This is a genomic window from Bacillus sp. JNUCC-21 (assembly GCF_041222765.1).
GTDB lineage: Bacteria > Bacillota > Bacilli > Bacillales > Bacillaceae > Bacillus > Bacillus velezensis.
Genome location: NZ_CP166019.1, coordinates 3302524 through 3321785, shown reverse-complemented (window position 1 = coordinate 3321785; position 19262 = coordinate 3302524). Strand labels below are relative to the sequence as shown.

21 protein-coding genes are annotated in these 19262 nt (G+C 47.8%); 17 read left to right on the top strand and 4 right to left on the bottom strand.

Annotated features, from left to right (window positions below):
• Positions 1–25: 25 nt before the first annotated feature.
• Genes JNUCC21_RS16850 through JNUCC21_RS16835 form a run of 4 tightly spaced genes read left to right on the top strand, consistent with a single transcriptional unit; the run spans position 26 to position 3140 of the window.
• Entirely contained in the window at positions 26–1681 is a 1656-nt protein-coding gene (locus JNUCC21_RS16850) for a hypothetical protein (protein ID WP_113766686.1), read from the top strand.
• Positions 1674–2378, top strand: a complete 705-nt coding sequence (locus JNUCC21_RS16845) for an ABC transporter ATP-binding protein (RefSeq protein ID WP_015418131.1) — start codon at positions 1674–1676, stop codon at positions 2376–2378. Before JNUCC21_RS16850 ends, JNUCC21_RS16845 begins: the two co-directional genes overlap by 8 nt.
• The gene (locus JNUCC21_RS16840; protein WP_014418785.1) at positions 2375–2902 is read left to right on the top strand and encodes a stage II sporulation protein M; all 528 of its coding nucleotides are present in this window, start codon (positions 2375–2377) and stop codon (positions 2900–2902) included. The genes JNUCC21_RS16845 and JNUCC21_RS16840 overlap by 4 nt, the downstream gene beginning before the upstream one ends.
• 16 nt (positions 2903–2918) lie before the next feature.
• Positions 2919–3140, top strand: coding sequence for a DUF5970 family protein (locus JNUCC21_RS16835; RefSeq protein ID WP_003151978.1), 222 nt, complete (start codon positions 2919–2921; stop codon positions 3138–3140).
• Positions 3141–3202: 62 nt separating this feature from the next.
• On the opposite strand, the gene guaC is transcribed toward JNUCC21_RS16835, so the two are convergent.
• Entirely contained in the window at positions 3203–4183 is a 981-nt protein-coding gene (gene guaC / locus JNUCC21_RS16830) for a GMP reductase (protein WP_012118338.1), read from the bottom strand.
• A gap of 216 nt (positions 4184–4399) precedes the next feature.
• Here guaC and JNUCC21_RS16825 point away from each other — a divergent pair, with 216 nt between their 5' ends.
• Positions 4400–4543 (top strand): hypothetical protein, encoded by a 144-nt coding sequence (locus JNUCC21_RS16825; protein WP_003151982.1) that lies wholly within the window; start codon positions 4400–4402, stop codon positions 4541–4543.
• A 40-nt stretch (positions 4544–4583) separates the two neighbouring features.
• Here JNUCC21_RS16825 and yumC read toward each other — a convergent pair whose 3' ends face one another.
• Entirely contained in the window at positions 4584–5579 is a 996-nt protein-coding gene (yumC, locus tag JNUCC21_RS16820) for a ferredoxin--NADP reductase 2 (protein WP_003151984.1), read from the bottom strand.
• Between the two features lie 311 nt (positions 5580–5890).
• Between yumC and JNUCC21_RS16815 the strand changes: the two genes are divergently transcribed.
• The 4 genes from JNUCC21_RS16815 to JNUCC21_RS16800 all read left to right on the top strand — a co-directional run bounded on the left by JNUCC21_RS16815 (position 5891) and on the right by JNUCC21_RS16800 (position 8541).
• Entirely contained in the window at positions 5891–7111 is a 1221-nt protein-coding gene (locus JNUCC21_RS16815; protein ID WP_015418128.1) for an NAD(P)/FAD-dependent oxidoreductase, read from the top strand.
• 173 nt (positions 7112–7284) lie between these two features.
• Positions 7285–7410, top strand: a complete 126-nt coding sequence (locus tag JNUCC21_RS16810) for a YuiA family protein (protein WP_369878350.1) — start codon at positions 7285–7287, stop codon at positions 7408–7410.
• Between the two features lie 68 nt (positions 7411–7478).
• Positions 7479–7799 (top strand): YuiB family protein, encoded by a 321-nt coding sequence (locus JNUCC21_RS16805; protein ID WP_003151989.1) that lies wholly within the window; start codon positions 7479–7481, stop codon positions 7797–7799.
• Between the two features lie 100 nt (positions 7800–7899).
• A complete protein-coding gene (locus tag JNUCC21_RS16800) occupies positions 7900–8541 on the top strand; it encodes a 3D domain-containing protein (RefSeq protein WP_369878349.1) in 642 nt (213 codons plus the stop codon).
• A gap of 29 nt (positions 8542–8570) precedes the next feature.
• Here JNUCC21_RS16800 and JNUCC21_RS16795 read toward each other — a convergent pair whose 3' ends face one another.
• Positions 8571–9047, bottom strand: a complete 477-nt coding sequence (locus tag JNUCC21_RS16795; protein ID WP_014418782.1) for a divergent PAP2 family protein — start codon at positions 9045–9047, stop codon at positions 8571–8573.
• Between the two features lie 147 nt (positions 9048–9194).
• Here JNUCC21_RS16795 and JNUCC21_RS16790 point away from each other — a divergent pair, with 147 nt between their 5' ends.
• Both JNUCC21_RS16790 and JNUCC21_RS16785 read left to right on the top strand, forming a co-directional pair.
• The gene (locus tag JNUCC21_RS16790) at positions 9195–10685 is read left to right on the top strand and encodes a leucyl aminopeptidase (RefSeq protein WP_216061845.1); all 1491 of its coding nucleotides are present in this window, start codon (positions 9195–9197) and stop codon (positions 10683–10685) included.
• A gap of 132 nt (positions 10686–10817) precedes the next feature.
• Entirely contained in the window at positions 10818–12146 is a 1329-nt protein-coding gene (locus JNUCC21_RS16785) for a Na+/H+ antiporter NhaC family protein (RefSeq protein ID WP_025285203.1), read from the top strand.
• Between the two features lie 46 nt (positions 12147–12192).
• Here JNUCC21_RS16785 and JNUCC21_RS16780 read toward each other — a convergent pair whose 3' ends face one another.
• Complete coding sequence (locus JNUCC21_RS16780; RefSeq protein ID WP_369878348.1) at positions 12193–12786, bottom strand: biotin transporter BioY; 594 nt, start codon at positions 12784–12786, stop codon at positions 12193–12195.
• 99 nt (positions 12787–12885) lie between these two features.
• Here JNUCC21_RS16780 and JNUCC21_RS16775 point away from each other — a divergent pair, with 99 nt between their 5' ends.
• The 6 genes from JNUCC21_RS16775 to JNUCC21_RS16750 all read left to right on the top strand — a co-directional run bounded on the left by JNUCC21_RS16775 (position 12886) and on the right by JNUCC21_RS16750 (position 19256).
• Positions 12886–13482 carry a sulfite oxidase-like oxidoreductase gene (locus JNUCC21_RS16775; RefSeq protein ID WP_369878347.1) on the top strand — a complete coding sequence of 199 codons (597 nt, stop codon included), beginning with the start codon at positions 12886–12888 and terminating at the stop codon, positions 13480–13482.
• Between the two features lie 175 nt (positions 13483–13657).
• Positions 13658–14527 (top strand): alpha/beta hydrolase, encoded by an 870-nt coding sequence (locus JNUCC21_RS16770; protein ID WP_007408700.1) that lies wholly within the window; start codon positions 13658–13660, stop codon positions 14525–14527.
• 135 nt (positions 14528–14662) lie between these two features.
• Positions 14663–15448: a 2,3-dihydro-2,3-dihydroxybenzoate dehydrogenase gene (locus JNUCC21_RS16765; protein WP_043020747.1), complete on the top strand. Its 786-nt coding sequence runs from the start codon at positions 14663–14665 to the stop codon at positions 15446–15448.
• 23 nt (positions 15449–15471) lie between these two features.
• Positions 15472–16668, top strand: a complete 1197-nt coding sequence (dhbC, locus tag JNUCC21_RS16760) for an isochorismate synthase DhbC (protein ID WP_072589524.1) — start codon at positions 15472–15474, stop codon at positions 16666–16668.
• An 18-nt stretch (positions 16669–16686) separates the two neighbouring features.
• A complete protein-coding gene (locus tag JNUCC21_RS16755; RefSeq protein WP_069007240.1) occupies positions 16687–18312 on the top strand; it encodes a (2,3-dihydroxybenzoyl)adenylate synthase in 1626 nt (541 codons plus the stop codon).
• Positions 18313–18329: 17 nt separating this feature from the next.
• Positions 18330–19256 (top strand): isochorismatase, encoded by a 927-nt coding sequence (locus JNUCC21_RS16750; protein WP_025285198.1) that lies wholly within the window; start codon positions 18330–18332, stop codon positions 19254–19256.
• The last annotated feature ends 6 nt before the right edge of the window (positions 19257–19262 follow it).

Sequence of the window (19262 nt, the reverse complement as noted above, 5' to 3'; positions counted from 1 at the left end):
AAATACATATGTAAGGATTGAAAGTATGATAGTCAAACAAATTGCGGCTCTTATCAAATATAATACCCTGTCATCGTTTCGAAAAAGAAAGGAAGATTGGGGCATTCCTCAACTCAACAGCAAACTGCTGTCTGCCATTATTATTTCTCTGTTATGTTTATATCTCGTTTTCCTGGGATGCGGTGTTGTATTCGGGACAAAACTGATTCAGCTGCCCCTCAGCGCATGGGGGCAATTTGTTTTAATCGCCGTTTCACTTGAGCAGCTTTTTTGGGCTGCCGGCTTCTTTAAAGAACACCACAATGCCTTTCTGCTGGATACGCGCAAGGTCATTCATCAATTAAAAAAGGTTCGTTTTTTACAGCTGTTTTCTGTTTTTGCCGGCCAGGCGATCAAAAAAACCATTTTCGTATGGTATCTTTTTGTTTTTCCGGTCTTTTTGTTTTTATCAAGCGCAGGCATGACCGGGTCTGCGGCGGTCATCGTATTTTTCTTGGGCTTCGTTTATTTTCTTCTCAATTTATTTTTATCTATGCTGTTTTCTTATGTTGTTTATCTTCTTACAAATATGTGGAGCAAATTGTTTTACTTGAAAATCATGAAAGGCATTTTATTCAGCGTCAGCCTGCTGGTTCCGCTTGCAGTCGGGTATGCCGTTTATCTTCTCGTGTTTGGGGAGTATACCGCAAAGGATATTTCAAGCTTTACGGAGTCACCGGCTTTCCGGAACATCCTCATGAATACGCCGTATGTATGGTTAGCATTCCGCTCACATTCCGTGCTCGTTTTCGCTGCGGTGTTTGCGGCCGCCGTCCTTTTAACGGCGGGGATGTTTAAACTGTGGTCGGCCACGCTGAAGAAAATGGACCTTATTCCTTATATGTTTTTGACAAACGCAGATTTTGCGCCAAAGCTGAAATTATATAGAAATAACAAAATATTTCATGCCGTTTTTCAAAAGGATCTGCTGTTTTTATCGAGAATTGACGGGTTTTTTATCAGGAACTTCGGCAGTATGCTGTATTTGTTCATGCTGTTTTTAGGTTTTTGTATTCCGCTTCTGTCGCATCATTTTATCGGGTATTCGGCAGCCGCCATCGTGTCTGCGGCGGTTATCATTGCGAACTTTTCGTATCAGCTCGTCGGAGATGCGCTCAAAACAGTATTATCAGTTGACGGAGAAATAAAAAATCAGCATCTGTTTCACCGAAATATCAAACATGCGTGGCAGCTGGTGTTTCCGAAAGTATGTATTTATAATCTCGCCGCTCTTATCTATTCGTTCATCATCACCATTTTGATTACGGTGTTTTTTCCGTCTTCCGCTGCGCTGACGATTTACTTGTTTATTGTGTTTTTATGTTCGGGTTTTTTATACAGTCTTGTCCAGATTTCAAGCACCGCCCTGTATCCTAAGAAAAACTGGGAGCATATGTACGAAATTGGAGAAGCGGGGAAAGCAAAGACGTATAACAACTTATACGGATCTTTCATTTTCATTGTGTCGCTTCAAATCGCTGCGATCACGTCGTATTTTATCTATAAAAAGCCGGAACTTGAAATGATGCTTATTCATTCTGCATCAGGTATTTTTGTCCTGTTCACACTATTAAACTATGGAGTCATGTTTCTGTTTCTTCGCAGAATCAATATGGCGGAAAGGTTTGCGAACAATGATTAAATTAGTGAATATACAAAAAAACTATAGTGAAAAACAGGTGTTGAAAGATATTTCGTTTGAGGTGAAAAAAGGCTCAATTTATGCTTTGCTGGGGACTAATGGAGTCGGGAAAACAACGACTTTGAAAATCATTTCGGGCCTGCTTAAACCGACTTCAGGCAGCGTCATGATTGACGGTAAGGAACTGGATTCAGAAGAGGGGGGGCAAATATCGGCTGATATCGGTTTTGTGCCCGACCATGCCTTTTTATATGATTACTTAACGGGAGTCGAATACTTGCGTTTTACAGCGGAGATGTTTGAAGTACCGTCTCAGCGGACAAATGAGTATATAAAGAATATGTTAGAGACGCTGAAGCTTGCTCAAGACGGAAATCAGCTGATTAAAACATATTCACATGGAATGAAACAAAAATTATCAATTGCGGCCGCGCTCATTCATCAGCCAAAGATATTAATTCTTGACGAACCGCTGACGGGCATTGATTTAATCAGCGGTAAAACGATACGGACGTTATTAAAGGAATACGTCAAACAGGGACATACGGTCCTGTTATCGACTCACTTGCTGGAGCTGGCGCATTCGCTGTGCGATACGATCGGTATTATACATGAGGGCGTTTTTGCGGCGGAGTATCAGTCATCCGAGCATTCATTAGAAGAGATTGAAAAATTGGCTGAGAGTATCTATACATGATGAACCGAATGTTGCCGGCAATCAGAACGTCCGCCATTCCGTTAACCGCGTCATTGCTGTTTTTTTCAGGCGGTGTGATCGCTGCGTTTTTTTCCGATCACTTTGTTTCAACCGCGTCTTACAACGGCTCGTCAGGCGCGGTTGAACTGCTGAAAAACAATGCAATCGCTTGTCTGTTTTTAGCCGCGGGTTTTTTTACCTTTGGGTTGACCTCAATCTTTTATTTATTCACCAACGGGTTTATTTTAAGCGGCTCTATTATAGAAAATCTGCATAGCGGGGTTCCTTTTTATCAGATTTTTTTACTGCTAATTCCTCATGGTATATTTGAAGTTCCTGCGTTATTATTAAGTGGCGCCATTGGTTTTAAGGGCGTTGAATTGGTCATCAGGCTGTGTTTTTCTAAGGAAAAAAAGATAATAGCTTCAATGTTCAGGCATATTGGAATATTGGTGCTGCTTATTATTTGTCTGCTGATCGCCGCTGCCATTATTGAAGCTTACATCACACCAATTTTTAAGTAAAAGGGGCAGAAATCATATGAGAAGTAAATTATCATTAATCGGTGTGCCGATTGTTATGATTATCGGTTATATCATTTCTTTATCCTTTGAGTGGCTGTTTCCTGTTCTTACTTTTGGGGTGGCAGGACTGTATCTCTTTATATTTGCTCCGGTGCAAAATAAATTCATTCGTTACATTTTTTTGTTTATTTTTGTGATTAATCTGTTGGCCAGTGCGGCTCTTTATTTCGGTATTTAATAAAAAAATGACATTCATATTGAATGTCATTTTTTTATTTTTTTTTGCGGCTCTGCTGCGTGTTAAAATCTGTCGCCGTTGAAAATAGAGTTTTTTACGATCACGTAGTCGACATTGCGGATGGCTTCGAGTGTATTGCCGCCGGCGTAAGAGATGGAAGATTGCAGATCCTGCTCCATTTCAACCAGCGTGTCCTGTAAAGACCCTTTATGTTCGACATGCATTTTTTTGCCTTCAACGTTTTTCTTTTCGCCTTTTTGAAATTCAGAAGCGGAGCCGAAATATTCTTTGTACAGCTTGCCGTCGATTTCGATCGTTTGTCCCGGTGATTCTTCGTGGCCGGCGAATAATGATCCGATCATGACCATGGATGCGCCGAATCGGATGGATTTCGCAATATCGCCGTGCGTGCGGATGCCGCCGTCAGCAATGATCGGTTTGCTCGCCGCTTTTGCGCACCAGCGAAGCGCGGCTAATTGCCATCCGCCGGTTCCGAAGCCGGTTTTAATTTTGGTGATGCAGACTTTCCCGGGGCCGATTCCCACTTTTGTCGCGTCGGCGCCCGCGCGTTCCAGCTCCCTTACGGCTTCAGGCGTCCCGACATTCCCTGCGATGACAAAGCTTTCCGGGACATGTTCTTTAATAAATTGAATCATGCTGATCACGGCATTGGAATGGCCGTGCGCGATATCAATGGTAATATAATCCGGCACAAGCTCCTGTGCTTTCAGCTCCCGGATGAATTCATAATCATTTTCCTTCACGCCGACACTGATGGAAGAAATCAGTCCGCGCGCTTTCATATCCTGGACAAAAGCCAGGCGTTTTTCCGGTTCGAAGCGGTGCATGATATAAAAATACCCGTTTTCCGCGAGCCAGGCCGCGATGTTTTCATCTATTATCGTCTGCATGTTGGCCGGCACGACCGGAAGTTTAAACGTGTGTCCGCCCAATGTAACTGATGTATCACATTCAGATCGGCTGTCCACAATGCATTTTGCAGGAATCAGCTGAATATCTTCGTAATCAAATACATTTTCCATATATAACACCCCTAAAAGCGAATAATAGAATTAAATAAAATTAAAATGTTCGTCTTTTTATAATGTACTTTGTTTTGTCAGGAATGTCAATTGATTTCATGCTGCCTCATATGCGGTCAGCTTGTCATCCATTTGCAGTTTGGTTATCATAGTAGTATTGGGTGTTGTAAGACATTTGTTACGATAGATAGATTTGCAAAGAAGGGAGGGGCCGGTGTGGAACAAAAACAGCCCGGGCACAGCCCGAAAGCCCAAAAAATTCAGGACCGGATTATTTTAGGCACGATTTGGGTCGTGTCGGCGCTTGTCATTGCGCTCGTTGTCGGAACCGTCATGAATTATATTTGGATGTTTAAATAAAAAAGAGTCTGTGCCGGTATGACACAGACTCTTTTTTATATTATTTTTCAAACATGCTTGTAGAATGCAGAGGCTGGACGCGCGCTTTCGGGTCCATGTAAGCCTTCGCGTTGTTCACGGCTGTCGGAGCTTCGCCGAAACCGCTGGCGATCAGCTTGACTTTGCCTTCATATGTGCAGATATCTCCGGCGGCAAAGAAGCCTTCAATATTCGTTTCCATCGTGCTTTTGACGACGATGGAATTTTTCTCGATGTCAAGGCCCCAGTTTTTAATCGGGCCGAGAGAAGAAACAAAGCCGTAGTTTACGATCAGGTCATCAATTTCGATGATTTCTTTACGGTCGCCTTTCACTTCTTCGAGAACGAGCTGTTCGATCCGGTCTTCACCGACAAGTTCAGCGGGAACAAACGGTGTCAGCACGTTGACTTTAGAATTATGCAGGTTTTCGACACTGTGCTCATGCGCGCGGAATTTATCACGGCGGTGGATGATGCTGACTTCTTTCGCGATCGGCTCAAGCATGAGCGCCCAGTCAACTGCGGAATCGCCGCCGCCCAGAACGGCAACGCGTCTGCCTGCGAATTGATTGAGGTCGTCAATGAAGTAGTGAAGGTTTTTGCCCTCATATTGTTCCGCTGATTCCAGCTCAAGCTTTCTCGGCTTAAATGCGCCGTTTCCCGCGGTGATAATAACCGTTTTTGAATAATGCGTTTCTGAATTCGTGACAAGCTTAAACACACCGTCCGCCTGTTTTTCAACAGATTCAACGGCCTGCTCTAAGCAGATGGTCTGATCGAACTTTGCCATTTGCTCTTTTAAGTTGTTCACAAGTTCTTGGGCGCGGATTTTCGGGAATCCGGCTACATCATAAATATATTTTTCAGGGTACAGCGCGCTGAGCTGGCCGCCAAGCTGAGGCAGGCTCTCGATGATTTTGACGCTCGCCTGTCTCATTCCCCCGTAAAAAGCGGTAAACAGGCCGACCGGGCCGCCGCCGATGACCGTAATATCATAAACCTTTGAATCCTCTTGCATACCAAATTGCCTCCTAATTGAAAATTGTTATTAATTATAACATACAATTTAAAAGGATGACGAGTGCAGAAAACCGCCCGGCCGCTTCATTCTTGAAAAAAATTGCGGCTGCCGCTAATATGGGGACAAATTCCAATCTGTTTTTTCCTGAATGTTTTCTGATTCTTCCGGATAGTATGGTGATATGCAGACATGTGCGGTTTTCTAAAAAATTTTATATTTCATTTCATAAAATCCCGCCAATAAGCTGAAGCTAATACAAATGTTGATTTGATTATGCGTCTAACAGCAAAAAAAAGAAGGTGGATGTGATGGCATTGAATAAACCCAAAATCGTGGTTTTAGGTGCAGGTTATGGTGGATTAATGACAGTAACAAGGCTTCCGAAGCATATCGGGGCAAATGACGCTGACATTACTTTGGTCAATAAACACAATTATCATTATGAAACGACATGGATGCATGAAGCGAGCGCAGGAACGCTGCATCATGACCGCTGCAGATATCAAATAAAAGATGTAATCAATGAATCACGGGTCAAATTTGTGCAGGATACCGTAAAAGCGATAGATGTGCAAAATAAAAAGGTGACGCTTTCACAAGGGGACATCCCTTATGATTATCTTGTCATCGGGCTTGGCGCCGTCCCTGAAACATTCGGGATTAAAGGCTTAAAAGAATTCGCTTTTCCGATCGCGAATATTAATACGTCGCGCCAGCTGAAAGACCATATTGAGCTCCAATTTGCGACATACAATACGGAGGCCGAAAAACGCCCTGACCGCTTAACCATCGTTGTCGGCGGAGCGGGCTTTACGGGAATTGAATTTCTCGGTGAACTTGCGAACCGCAAGCCGGAGTTATGCAGATATTATGATATAGATGAAAGTCTCGTCCGGATCGTCTGTGTCGAGGCCGCCCCGACGGTTTTGCCGGGATTTGATCCGGAGCTTGTCGAATACGCCGTTCAATACCTTGAGAGCAAAGGCGTTGAATTTAAAATCGGCACCGCGGTTCAAGAATGCCGCGCAGACGGTGTCACAGTCGGCAAGAAAGATGAAGAGCCGGAAGAAATCAAATCGCAGACCGTTGTCTGGGCCGCGGGCGTGCGCGGACATCCGATCGTGGAGGAAGCGGGTTTTGAAAATATGCGCGGCCGTGTCAAGGTCAACCCTGATCTTCGGGCGCCGGGACATGATGACGTTTTTATACTCGGCGACAGCTCGCTCTTTATCAATGAAGAGACGGAACGGCCGTACCCGCCGACTGCTCAGATCGCGATGCAGCAAGGAGAAACGGTCGCCAAAAATCTGGGCGGTTTGATTAAAGGAGGCCAGCTTGAAGAGTTCAAGCCTGACATTAAAGGAACCGTCGCCTCCCTCGGTGAGCATAACGCCGTCGGAGTCGTATACGGCAGGAAGCTCAAAGGCATGCCGGCGTCCTTTATGAAAAAGGTCATTGACAACCGATCGCTCTTTATGATCGGCGGGCTGGGCCTGACGCTGAAAAAAGGGAAGTTTAAATTCTTCTGAAAACCCGCGGCCGCGGGTTTTCTCTTCTTTTAAAAAAGAGCGCTATCAAAAGAATGTAAAAGAAAAAAATGAATGTTTTCGCTTACATGAGTTATTTTGTTACATATTCTGACTTGGTGCTTGACAAGTAAATATGATATATTATCAGAAAATTAAGAAAAAGGGTGATCCGCATGAAAATGACAGCAAAAAGCACGGCGGCGTGTCCGTTCTGCTCAGGTAAAGGGTATTTTCAATTGCTTCTTGGCGGCTCCGAAACATGTCCCTCCTGCCAGGGAAGCGGCAAAGAGAGACGCTGATTTTTCCAGACGTTGACTTTTTTACCGCCCCCGAGGTACACTGAAAGTGCTGTAGGGGGTGGATGTTTGTGATTAGTTTGCCGGTTGTCCTGATCTCAATTGTACTATTTTTTGTACTGTTTTTCGGCATAGGCTTTCTGTTGAACATGCTGCTTAGAATGTCGTGGATTATGGCTGTTGTCTATCCGATTGTATGCCTTTTCATTATCAGCAATAAAAAGATGATCAGTTACGTGCAGGCGCCGGGGGAATCCTTTCAAAGCCTGTTTCAGCGCATCATGTCATTAGCGGTTGCGGATGTCGTGATTTTGGCGGGCGGACTGGCGGGAGCCATCATGTCAGGCATTGCCATAAAGGCGCTCAGAAAAAGAGGATATCAAATGTTTTAAGCCGCTTTCTTATTCGAGAAAGCTTTTTTTGTGCCGCGGCGCTTTTTGTATAGCACCCCACCGAGTTGGGAACAATGACTCGGAGGAGAGTGATTTCAGATTGACGATAATCAGACGCGTATTCATGATCGTGCTCTTTTTGGGCGCATGCCATGCGACATACTTTTCCATAACCGGTGTTGAAGCAAAGGATCTGACAAACTGGATGACCGAGCATCGCGGCGCCGTTTTGAAAAACATCGGCACTCCGTTTCAATCCTTACAGAATCAGCCGGAAAAGAAGGCATCAGGCAGGATAAAACCGCTGGAAGAAGCTTTTGACTGGGAACGCTATCCCTCACATAAGGTGACGGCCACCGGTTATACCGCCGGAGCGGAATCTACCGGAAAATCTCCGGGTCATCCGCAGTACGGAATTACATATTCAGGCGTGAAGGTCAAACGCGATTTATATTCAACTGTTGCGGCCGATCCGTCTGTTTTCCCGATCGGGACGATTCTGTTTATACCGAATTACGGTTACGGGGTTGTCGCCGATACCGGTTCAAAAATTAAAGGCAGCCGCCTTGACCTCTACTTTGACACCGTCAAGGACGTCTATAACAATTGGGGCAAAAAAACACTTGATGTCTACATGATTAAAAAAGGGAACGGCACAGTGACCGAGGACGAACTTGTAAAGCTGAACGAAACCAAGTCGATGCAAGTGTTCAGAAATCAATACAAAACGGTAAAAGAATAAAAACGCTTCAGCATCCGCTGAAGCGTTTTTTACATAAAGAGATAATCTAAAATCAATGTCAGCACAATACCGGTGACGCCGCCGAAGAACACTTCAATCGGCTGATGCCCGAGCAGTTCTTTCAGTTTCTTCTGTTTTTCCTTCTCTTCCGCTTTCTGAAAGTCCTTCGCTTCGCTGACAAACCGATTAAAGTCGATGACCAGTTTATTAATGACCGTCGCCTGTTCACCCGCATGCCGCCTGACACCTGTAGCGTCGAACATCGTAATGACGGCGAAAATCGCGGCGACTGCAAACAGGGGCGAGTCCAGCCCCTGTTGCAAAGCGACTCCGGTTGACAGCGCAGTGACGGCGGCGGAATGGGAGCTCGGCATGCCGCCGGTGCTCGTCACAAGAGACCAGTCAAGTTTTTTGGATACGATAAATTGAATAGGCACTTTTACAACTTGGGCAAAAATAATGGCGGCAAAACTCGCCAGTAAAGGAAAATTCATAAGTACATCCATATGCGACATCCTTTCTGTATCTGCTGATTCCGATCGTATCGAAAAACTGCAGAAAACGCCCTTAGTTTGGTAAAATAAAATCAATGAAAAATGTTTTTTCATTATACCACTTTACATAACAAATACCCACATAAGGAGTGTGTACTCATGTTTTATGCATCTGATCAACTGCGGCATCCCGAAACACTGGTCATCGGTCTTTTTCAAAAAAGCACGCTGAACGGATTTACGAAGGAATTGGATGATAAATTGGGCGGTCATCTGACCCAGCTGTTAAAGGATGGTGATGTGTCCGCCAAACGCAATCGTGTATCAAAAGTATACCCTCCGGCTGCGACCGGTATGAAACGTATTTATTTTATCGGTCTGGGAAGAGAAGCGGATTATTCGTTTGAAGATACGAAAGAATGCTTTGCACGAGTATTTCAGCAGATTCATCAAGATAAAAAACAGGAAGTATCCGTTTTGCTCGATACATTCGTCTCCGGGGAAGTGCCTGCCGCCGATGCCGCTCATGCGCTTTCAGAAAGCTGTCTGCTTGCGGTTTACGAAGTGCAGGATTATAAACATAAATCAAATGAGCCGGATCAGGAACTGAAATCAGTCTGCGCCGTGACCGAAGAAGACCTGAGGGAAGTGCAGGCCGGCCTGAACGTCGGCGCGGCATACGGCCAAGGGACGAATTCAGCCCGCACGCTTGTGAATATGCCGGGTAATATGCTGACGGCCACCGATTTGGCGTCATATGCCGCTGAGCTTGCGGCAAAATACGATTTTGAGTGTGAAATTTTAGAAAAAGATGAAATGGAAGAGCTCGGCATGGGCGGGCTGCTTGCTGTTAACAAGGGCTCATCCGAACCGCCGAAAATGATCGTTCTGAAGTATCAGGGCAAAGATCAGTGGGAAGACGTCATCGGCCTGGTCGGTAAAGGAATTACCTTTGATACGGGCGGATATTCAATTAAGCCGAAAACCGGCATCGTCGGCATGAAAAGCGATATGGGAGGAGCCGCTTCGGTATTGGGCGCGATGGAAATTATCGGCGAACTGCGGCCTGAACAAAATGTGCTCGCCGTCATACCGTCTACGGACAACATGATTTCGTCCGATGCCATGAAGCCGGATGATGTCATCGTTTCGCTCAGCGGAAAAACCATTGAGATCCTGAACACCGATGCGGAAGGGCGTCTCGTACTTGCCGACGGCATCACATACGCCAAGCAGCACGGAGCCTCTGTCCTTGTAGACGTCGCAACGTTAACGGGCGGTGTCATTGTCGCGTTAGGAAACGAAATGACGGGCGCCATGACCAATCACGCCGCGTTTTATGAACAGGTTGCGGAATCGGCGAAAGAATCCGGCGAGCCGATCTGGCAGCTTCCGATTACAGAAAAGGATAAAAAACGGGTGAGAAACAGTCAGATGGCTGATTTGAACAATTCTCCGGGAAGAGAAGGCCACGCGATTATGGCGGGGGCATTCATTGGTGAATTCGCGGAAAACACGCCGTGGGTTCATCTCGATATTGCGGGAACCGCAACGGCGAATAAAGCGACATGCTTCGGCCCTGCCGGCGCAACAGGCGTCATGGCAAGGACGTTGGCTGTTTTGACTGAGCGCTTTACGCCCGAAAGATAACAGCATCCCGCTGCCTTGATGCAGCGGGTTTTTTGATTTCCAAAATCTTTAGTTGACTAAAGCGCAGAATATATGGTAACTTTAATTATCTACTACATTAGCAAACTAAAGGATTTTTGGAGGGACTCATCAATGAATGCTGTTGTTGTCGCAGTATTGCTTATGCTCGTCTTAAGCCTGCTGCGTGTCAATATTATTATAGCTTTAATGATCGGCGCGCTTGCCGGCGGGCTGACCGGCGGCTTAGGCCTAGGAGAGACGGTGAAGGCTTTTACGGACGGTCTCGGCGGAAATGCCACCGTCGCGGTCAGCTACGCGCTGCTCGGAGCATTTGCCGCGGCGCTGACAAAGACGGGGCTTCCCGATGCAATGGTGGAAGCGTCTGTCAAACTAATCGGAAAAAAGGAAGATTCGCGGAAAAAAGCACTGTCAAAAGTGTTAATCGTACTGATTATTTTAATCATATCCTGTTTCTCGCAAAACGTGGTGCCCGTTCACATTGCGTTTATTCCTGTATTGATTCCGCCGCTTTTAAAAATATTTAACGAACTTGAAATAGACCGCAGACTGATCGCGTGTGTGATGACATTCGGACTGACTGCGCCTTATATCGTTCTGCCTGTCGGATTCGGACAGATTTTCCAGGGGATGCTGAGAGATAATATGGCGTCAGCCGGTTTAAAGGTGCCGCTCAGTGATATCCCGTATGCTTTAATCATTCCGACGGCCGGGATGGTAGTCGGTTTAATTTTAGCCGTCATCGTCTTCCGGAAACCGAAGAAATATGAGACGAAGGAGATTGCCGGACTATCGTCTTCTCCTTATACGAAAAAAAGCATTGCCATCGCCTTGATCTCCATTGCCGTGTCGCTTGCCGTTCAGCTCTATCTGTCACAAGTGCTCGGAGTGGAAGGTATGATCATGGGTGCGCTTGCCGGCTTGTTTACGCTGTTTATCAGCGGAGTCATGAAGCGCAATGAAGCGGATAAGCTGATCACGGACGGCATGATTCTGATGGCTTTTATCGGGTTTGTCATGCTTGTTGCGGCCGGTTTTTCAAATGTATTGAATAAAACGGGTGATGTGGCTTCCTTGGTCAAAGCATCAACAGGCTTTATCGGCCACAGCCAATCATTAGGCGCGCTCCTGATGCTGGTGGTCGGTTTATTAATCACGATGGGAATCGGATCATCATTTGCAACCGTACCCGTCATTACGACCATATTTGTCCCGCTGTGCGCTCAGCTCGGATTCAGTCCGATGGCGACGATTGCCGTAATCGGAGCGGCCGCCGCGGTCGGTGATGCGGGTTCTCCTGCAAGTGACAGTACGCTCGGGCCGACGTCAGGCCTCAGCGCCGACGGACAGCACCACCACATTTGGGATACGTGCGTACCGACATTTATTTTCTATAACATTCCGCTTGTGATATTCGGCTGGATTGCCGCACTTGTCCTGTAAAAAAAGGCTCCCGGAAAGGGGAGCCTTTTTGTATGCTGAGAACATCTTACGCCGGATTTCTGCTGAACCCCGTCGCTTTATGAACAGACCTGTAAACGGCAGGCGCGATTGATGCCAATAACAGTGCTAAAATGATATCTTTTATGAAAAACCATATCATGTAAAACCAGGCCATTCCGTAGCTGATCGGAGCATGAAGCCATAATTTCAGCGCAATATACGTATAGGTCGTGCCAATGATATAAATGACGGCGGTACCGATCAAAGAGGCCCATGCATAATGCAGGCGGCCGGGTTTTTTTGTTTTTTCCAGCAGCCATCCGGCTGCAAATGCCGCCGGAATGTAAGCGAGAATAAATCCGCCGCTCTTTCCGATAAACGGCGCAAAGCCTGCTGAGAATTGAGCGAAAACAGGCGCCCCCGCGAGTCCGGCCAATGCGTATACCGTCATTGCAATGGCTGCCCGTCTGGCGCCGAGAAGCATCGCGGCTAACAGACAAAAGAAAGGCTGCAGCGATAACGGAATCCCCGCAACTTGCAAAAAAGGAGCCATTGATGTAATGTTGGCGCCGACGGCCATCAGTGCGGCAAACATGCCGATAAGCGCCATATCGCCCGCGCGAAGGTTGCGTTGTTTCATTTATTTTTCCCCCTTACACTTGTACCAGATTAGCGTAATCGAAGGGTGATTGATTGTCAACAAAGATTTAATATAGGTTTACTAAATGGAGGGAGCCATATGTTTTTCGGGAAAACGAAACAAACAAAACAGTCGGAACGGATTCCGCCAAACCAAAATGTCACAACGAAGTTTCCCGTGCTTCACGCCGGAAGTGTTCCTTATTATGAAGATATGTCAAAATGGAATCTGCAAGTGTACGGGCTTGTTGACCGTCCTATGCTGTTAAGCTTTGAAGATATCAAATCCTTTCCTGAAGCCGAAGTGAAAAATGATATTCATTGCGTCACGGGCTGGTCCCGTCTTGATAATATCTGGCAGGGAATACGCGCCAAAGACATCGCTGAGAAAGCGGGCGTGCACAAAGAAGCGGGGTTCGTCATTCTGCACGCTGAAGAGGGCTGGACGGCCAACCTGCCGCTTTCTGATTTTACGCGGGAAACATCCCTGCTGGCATATGCGCATAACGGCGAGCCGTTAACGCCAGAGCACGGCTATCCGCTCAGAGGCGTTTTCCCCCATCTTTATTTTTGGAAAAGCGCAAAATGGCTGCGCGGCATTCAGTTTACAAAGGAAAACCACCCCGGCTTTTGGGAGAAAAACGGCTACCATATGAGGGGAGATCCATGGAAGAATGAGCGCTTTACATGGGATTAAGCCCCTATCACTACATAGTTCTTAGGTACCTTATTGAAATAAGGTGCTTTTTTTATATCAAAAATCCATTGACTTTGTTTGGCAAAAAACCTATTATTTGAGGTGTCTTTTGATATTGAAAATCATTATCAATAAGCGTAGATAAAGCAATTGCCGCAAAGGGGATGAACACATAATGGACGGAAAACAAATAAAGCGGGGTTTCGCCCCGGCCGGCCGATACGCGGTTCCGGGCACAGAAGTAAGAGAAATGCGCTCAAAAGGAGGCCGTATGTATCGTATCTTTGTCTCTTTTCCTCAGGAAGAACCGCCTGCATCCGGCTTCCCCGTCATATACCTGCTCGATGCGAATTCCGTATTCGGCACAATGGCCGAAGCTTTGCGGGTGCAAAGCCGGCGGCCTGAAAAAACAGGCGTTGTTCCGGCGGTGATTGTCGGAATCGGCTACCCGACAGATCAGCCGTTTTCCGCCGAACGTCACAGTGATTTTACGATGCCGCTTTCTGAATCAGAACTGCCGGTGCACCCGCGCGGCGCGGCATGGCCCGAACAGGGAGGGGCGGAAGCGTTTCTGAGTTTTATAGAAGAAGAAGTAAAGCCCGCGATGGAGCGGGATTATCCGATCGACAGAGGCAGGCAGACGATTTTCGGCCATTCGCTGGGCGGTCTTTTTGTGCTGCAAGTGCTTTTGACGAGGCCGGACATGTTCCAGACCTATGTTGCCGGGAGTCCGTCAATTCACTGGAACAAGCGTTTTATTCAGGAAAAAGCGGAGCGTTTGTCAGACCGGCTCTCTGCGGAAAATCTTCAAGTCAGCGTATTGCTGGCTGCGGGAGAAATTGAAAAAACACATAAAAGCAGAATCCCGCAGCACGCAGAGGCGCTGTACTCTTTATTATCCGGATTTGAAGATGATGGAGTCCGTGCTGAATACAGCGAGTTTGAAGGAGAGGGCCATATTTCTGTCCTGCCCGTTTTAATCAGCAGGGCCCTGCGTTTCTGCCTGAATCCGGGAGGACCGCATACCCCGTATTCTCCCGCATGAGAAAAAACAGGCCCTTCGAACTAAATGCGGCTGATTCTAATTTTCTAATTGACTGCGTGTTTTGATTTGGATATGATTGTCTTGAATCATAGTTGATAATGATAATCATTATCAATATAGAAAGGGAATGATAATATGGACGCATTGGGAATGAAAGGGAAAACGGCCGTTGTCACCGGCGCCGCTCAAGGCATCGGAGAAGCAACAGCGCTTGCCCTTGCTGAACAAGGCGTAAATGTGGCAGCTATAGATACAAATGAAGACCTGCTTCTCGGGCTTACTGACAGACTTCGGCAAAAAGGCGTGCAGGCGCAGGGGTTTGCCGCAGATGTATCTGACAGTGCGGCTGTCAATGATATCATCGCCGCCGTTGAACGCGACATGGGGCCTATTGAAATATTGGCGAACGTTGCGGGCGTGCTGCGGCCGGGTCCGGTGCAATCCCTCAGTGATGAAGATTGGGATCAAACATTTTCTGTTAATACGACCGGCGTATTTCATGTGTCACGGGCTGTAAGCCGATACATGATTGAGCGTCAAAAAGGCGCCATCGTTACGGTCGGTTCGAATGCAGCCGGCGTTCCGCGTGCTTCCATGGCGGCTTATGCGGCGTCAAAAGCGGCTGCCGTCATGTTTACGAAATGCCTCGGACTGGAGCTTGCGGCCCATCATATCCGCTGCAACATCGTATCTCCGGGTTCAACGGAAACCGACATGCAGCGGGCGCTGTGGCAGGACGAGAACGGAGCCCGGGACGTCATCAGAGGTTCGCTTGATACATATAAAACGGGAATTCCGCTTCAAAAGCTGGCGAAGCCTTCTGATATTGCAAATGCCGTTTTGTTTCTGGCTTCTGAACAGGCAAACCATATTACGATGCATGATTTATGCGTTGATGGCGGCGCTACTTTAGGCGTTTGATGTAACGAGAAGGAGGGACAAACATGACAAATCAACATTTATTGGCGGAAGTGTCTGCAAAAGAGGTGCTGGATGCTTACAAGCCCGGGGCGTTCTTTTTAGCTTCCCCGAAAAGTACGATGCTTGCGGAAGGAATGTTTGCGGAAGTGCCTGATACAGACGCGGAAAATCAGCTGGATTCACTGCCTGAACGCGTGAGACAGACGCTTCTTGAGGCAAAGCAAGCCGGCATCAAACATCCGATTGCGGCCGGCGCCATTCCTTTTGACGGCAGAAAAGCTTCCCGGCTTTTTGTACCGAAGAATGTCCATACGGCAGGCCCGCTTTCGTTTGCGGAATCTTCCGCAGAAAAGCCGCAATCCAATACATATGACATCCGTCCCGTTCCGGAGCCTGAGGGCTTTATGAGCGGTGTGGAACAAGGCGTATTCAACATTACGGATGGTCCGCTCAGCAAAATCGTGCTGGCAAGGACGCTTCATCTGACCGCTGAAAAGGATATCGACATTCCACAGGCCGTCAAGCATTTGGCGCAGCACAACCCGCGCGGCTATACATTCGCTGCGGATGTGACGGGAACGTCAGAAACAAGAAAAACGCTTTTCGGCGCAAGTCCTGAACTGCTGCTGTCCAAAAACGGAACATCGATTCTGTCCAATCCGCTGGCAGGTTCCAGACCTCGCAGCACAGATCCCGCCGAGGATCAGAGAAGAGCGGAAGAACTGCTGCAATCAGCAAAAGATCTGCATGAACATGCCGTAGTCGTGGCCGCCGTGGCCGCCGCCCTTAAACCGTTCTGCCGTGTGCTTGATGTGCCGGAAAAACCGTCACTCATTAAAACTGAGGCGATGTGGCACCTGTCCACCGAGGTAAAGGGAGAGCTGCGTGATCCGTCAACGACATCACTTGAGCTGGCCATCGCCCTGCATCCGACACCCGCGGTATGCGGAACGCCGACGGATGCGGCGAGAGAAGCGATTCAGGATATTGAGCCGTTTGACCGCAATTTCTACACGGGAATGGCGGGCTGGTGTGATGCTGAGGGTGACGGAGAATGGATTATCGCACTCCGCTGCGCCGAAGCGGAAACAAGGTCTCTCCGGCTCTTTGCGGGTGCCGGGATTGTCGCCGGATCAAAGCCGCAGGATGAATTGGACGAGACCTCGGCCAAATTCCGCACCATGCTCCGGGCGATGGGGCTTTACCAAGATGAGTTGTAAAAAAGGAGGGAACGGATCGTGCTGACTGGATTTACGCCATGGCCGGAAGAATGGGCTGACAAATACCGAAAAGACGGCTGCTGGAAGGGTGAGACGTTCGGAGGAATGCTGAAAGAGCGCGCGGCTTTATACGGAAATCAAACTGCCGTGACGTGTAAAGATGTACATTGGACCTACAAAGAATTAGATGAAAGGGCAGATCGTTTAGCGGCGGGGCTGCATAAGCTCGGAATTCAAAAGGAAGACCGCGTTGTCGTTCAGCTGCCGAATATCGCTGAGTTTTTTGAAGTGATTTTCGCGCTGTTCCGGCTGGGAGCGCTGCCCGTTTTCGCGCTGCCTTCTCATAGAAGCAGTGAGATTACGTATTTCTGCGAGTTTGCAGAGGCGAAAGCATACATCATTCCTGATATGCATTCAGGTTTTGATTACAGGGCGCTTGCCAGACAGGTGAAAGACAAACTTCCTGATTTGGCGCATGTCATTGTGGCCGGCGAAGCTGAAGAGTTTCAGGAACTGAGCAGCCTGCATAGAGAGCCTGTTCAGCTGGAAGATGTAAGCCCGGCGGAAGTCGCCTTTTTACAGCTTTCAGGAGGCAGTACGGGGCTGTCCAAGCTGATTCCGCGAACACACGACGATTACATATACAGTTTGCGCATCAGTGCGGAAATATGCGGCTTGGATCATCACAGCGTTTATTTGGCCGCTCTGCCGACAGCGCATAATTATCCGCTCAGCTCGCCAGGTGTGCTGGGAACTTTATATGCCGGAGGCCGGGTTGTTCTGTCACCGACGCCGAGCCCGGATGACTGCTTCCCGTTAATTGAAAAAGAACGTGTCACGATTACAGCGCTCGTCCCGCCGCTTGCGATGGTGTGGATGGACGCATCCGGTTCGCGAAGTGATGATTTATCAAGCCTTCAAGTGCTGCAGGTGGGAGGCGCCAAATTCAGCGCTGAGGCGGCCCGCCGCGTGAAGAGCGCTTTCGGATGCACCCTTCAGCAGGTTTTCGGAATGGCGGAAGGATTGGTGAATTATACGAGACTGGATGATCCTGAAGAGATCATTGTCAATACGCAAGGCAGACCGATGTCACCTTTTGATGAGGTAAGGGTTTTAGACGATGACGGGCGGGATGTCGCCCCCGGTGAAGCAGGACATTTGTTTACACGAGGCCCTTACACGATTCGCGGATATTATAAAGCGCCTGAACATAATGAAAGATCATTCACAGCCGACGGATTTTATCAGACCGGCGATATCGTCAAACTGACGGCGGACGGCTATATCATCGTTGAAGGGCGTGCGAAAGATCAAATCAATCGGGGCGGTGAAAAAATAGCCGCTGAGGAGGTGGAAAATCACCTTCTTGCGCATCCTGCCGTTCATGATGCGGCCATGGTTTCAATGCCGGATGATTTTCTCGGGGAGCGATCCTGTGTGTTCGTCATCCCGAAAGGAGAAGCGCCGAAACCGGGAGAGCTGAAAGCATTTTTGCGTGAGCGCGGACTGGCGGCATATAAAATCCCCGACCGGATTGAATTTATCGCTTCTTTCCCGAAAACCGGCGTCGGCAAGGTCAGTAAAAAGGATCTTCGCGAAACGATCGCCCAAAAAGTAAAGCCGGCTGAAATCAAACAATCTTAAAAAAGGAAGTGTTTACATTGGCTATACCGTCTATTTCCGCATATGCGCTGCCGACAGCATCAGATATGCCTGAAAATAAAGTATCGTGGACGCTGAATCCGAAACGCGCGGTGCTTCTGATCCATGACATGCAGAATTATTTCGTCGATGCTTTTGCGAAAGGTGAAGCTCCGATCACAGAGGCGTCTCAGAATATCAAAAAAATAAAAGAGCAATGCAAAGCACTTGGCATTCCGGTGGTGTATACCGCGCAGCCGGGCAGCCAAGACCCGGCGGACCGTGCGCTGCTGACAGATTTTTGGGGGCCGGGGCTAAAAAGCGGGCCTTATGAAGAAAAGGTCATTCCGGAGCTTGCCCCGGATGATCAGGACATTGTCCTCACAAAGTGGAGATACAGCGCGTTTAAACGGACGAATCTCCTTGAGATCATGCGTGAAAGCGGCAGAGACCAGCTCATGATTACGGGAATTTATGCACACATCGGCTGTCTCATCACAGCCTGTGAAGCATTTATGGATGATATCCAAAGCTTCTTTATCGGAGACGCCGTTGCTGATTTTTCTTCAGAAAAACATAAGATGGCCATCGAATATGCGTCTCAGCGCTGCGCTTACACAGCTTTGACAAACGAAGTGCTGGAGCTGCTGGGCGGCGCGCCGGTTTCTGGAGGAGAAGAGAAGGTTTCCGCCGTATTGACAAAAGACCGGGTGCGGGAACAAATTGCGGCGATTCTTCAAGAATCACCGTCTGATATTCCGGATCATGAAGACCTGCTGGACAGAGGTCTTGACTCCGTCAGAATCATGAGCCTTGTCGAACAATGGCGCCGTGACGGAGCTGAAGTGACGTTTGTGGAACTGGCGGAGAACCCGACGCTGGAAGAGTGGTGGAGACTTCTTTCTTCCCGATCTCAAAAAGTCTTGCCGAACGCAGATTATTTATAAAGGGAG

Excerpts from the sequence above, each read along its gene's own strand:
- JNUCC21_RS16850 (WP_113766686.1), top strand. The coding sequence starts at position 26 with ATGATAGTCAAACAAATTGCGGCTCTTATCAAATATAATACCCTGTCA.
- JNUCC21_RS16845 (WP_015418131.1), top strand. The coding sequence starts at position 1,674 with ATGATTAAATTAGTGAATATACAAAAAAACTATAGTGAAAAACAGGTG.
- JNUCC21_RS16840 (WP_014418785.1), top strand. The coding sequence starts at position 2,375 with ATGATGAACCGAATGTTGCCGGCAATCAGAACGTCCGCCATTCCGTTA.
- JNUCC21_RS16835 (WP_003151978.1), top strand. The coding sequence starts at position 2,919 with ATGAGAAGTAAATTATCATTAATCGGTGTGCCGATTGTTATGATTATC.
- guaC (WP_012118338.1), bottom strand. The coding sequence starts at position 4,183 with ATGGAAAATGTATTTGATTACGAAGATATTCAGCTGATTCCTGCAAAA.
- yumC (WP_003151984.1), bottom strand. The coding sequence starts at position 5,579 with ATGCAAGAGGATTCAAAGGTTTATGATATTACGGTCATCGGCGGCGGC.
- JNUCC21_RS16815 (WP_015418128.1), top strand. The coding sequence starts at position 5,891 with ATGGCATTGAATAAACCCAAAATCGTGGTTTTAGGTGCAGGTTATGGT.
- JNUCC21_RS16810 (WP_369878350.1), top strand. The coding sequence starts at position 7,285 with ATGAAAATGACAGCAAAAAGCACGGCGGCGTGTCCGTTCTGCTCAGGT.
- JNUCC21_RS16795 (WP_014418782.1), bottom strand. The coding sequence starts at position 9,047 with ATGGATGTACTTATGAATTTTCCTTTACTGGCGAGTTTTGCCGCCATT.
- JNUCC21_RS16790 (WP_216061845.1), top strand. The coding sequence starts at position 9,195 with ATGTTTTATGCATCTGATCAACTGCGGCATCCCGAAACACTGGTCATC.
- JNUCC21_RS16785 (WP_025285203.1), top strand. The coding sequence starts at position 10,818 with ATGAATGCTGTTGTTGTCGCAGTATTGCTTATGCTCGTCTTAAGCCTG.
- JNUCC21_RS16780 (WP_369878348.1), bottom strand. The coding sequence starts at position 12,786 with ATGAAACAACGCAACCTTCGCGCGGGCGATATGGCGCTTATCGGCATG.
- JNUCC21_RS16775 (WP_369878347.1), top strand. The coding sequence starts at position 12,886 with ATGTTTTTCGGGAAAACGAAACAAACAAAACAGTCGGAACGGATTCCG.
- JNUCC21_RS16770 (WP_007408700.1), top strand. The coding sequence starts at position 13,658 with ATGGACGGAAAACAAATAAAGCGGGGTTTCGCCCCGGCCGGCCGATAC.
- JNUCC21_RS16765 (WP_043020747.1), top strand. The coding sequence starts at position 14,663 with ATGGACGCATTGGGAATGAAAGGGAAAACGGCCGTTGTCACCGGCGCC.
- dhbC (WP_072589524.1), top strand. The coding sequence starts at position 15,472 with ATGACAAATCAACATTTATTGGCGGAAGTGTCTGCAAAAGAGGTGCTG.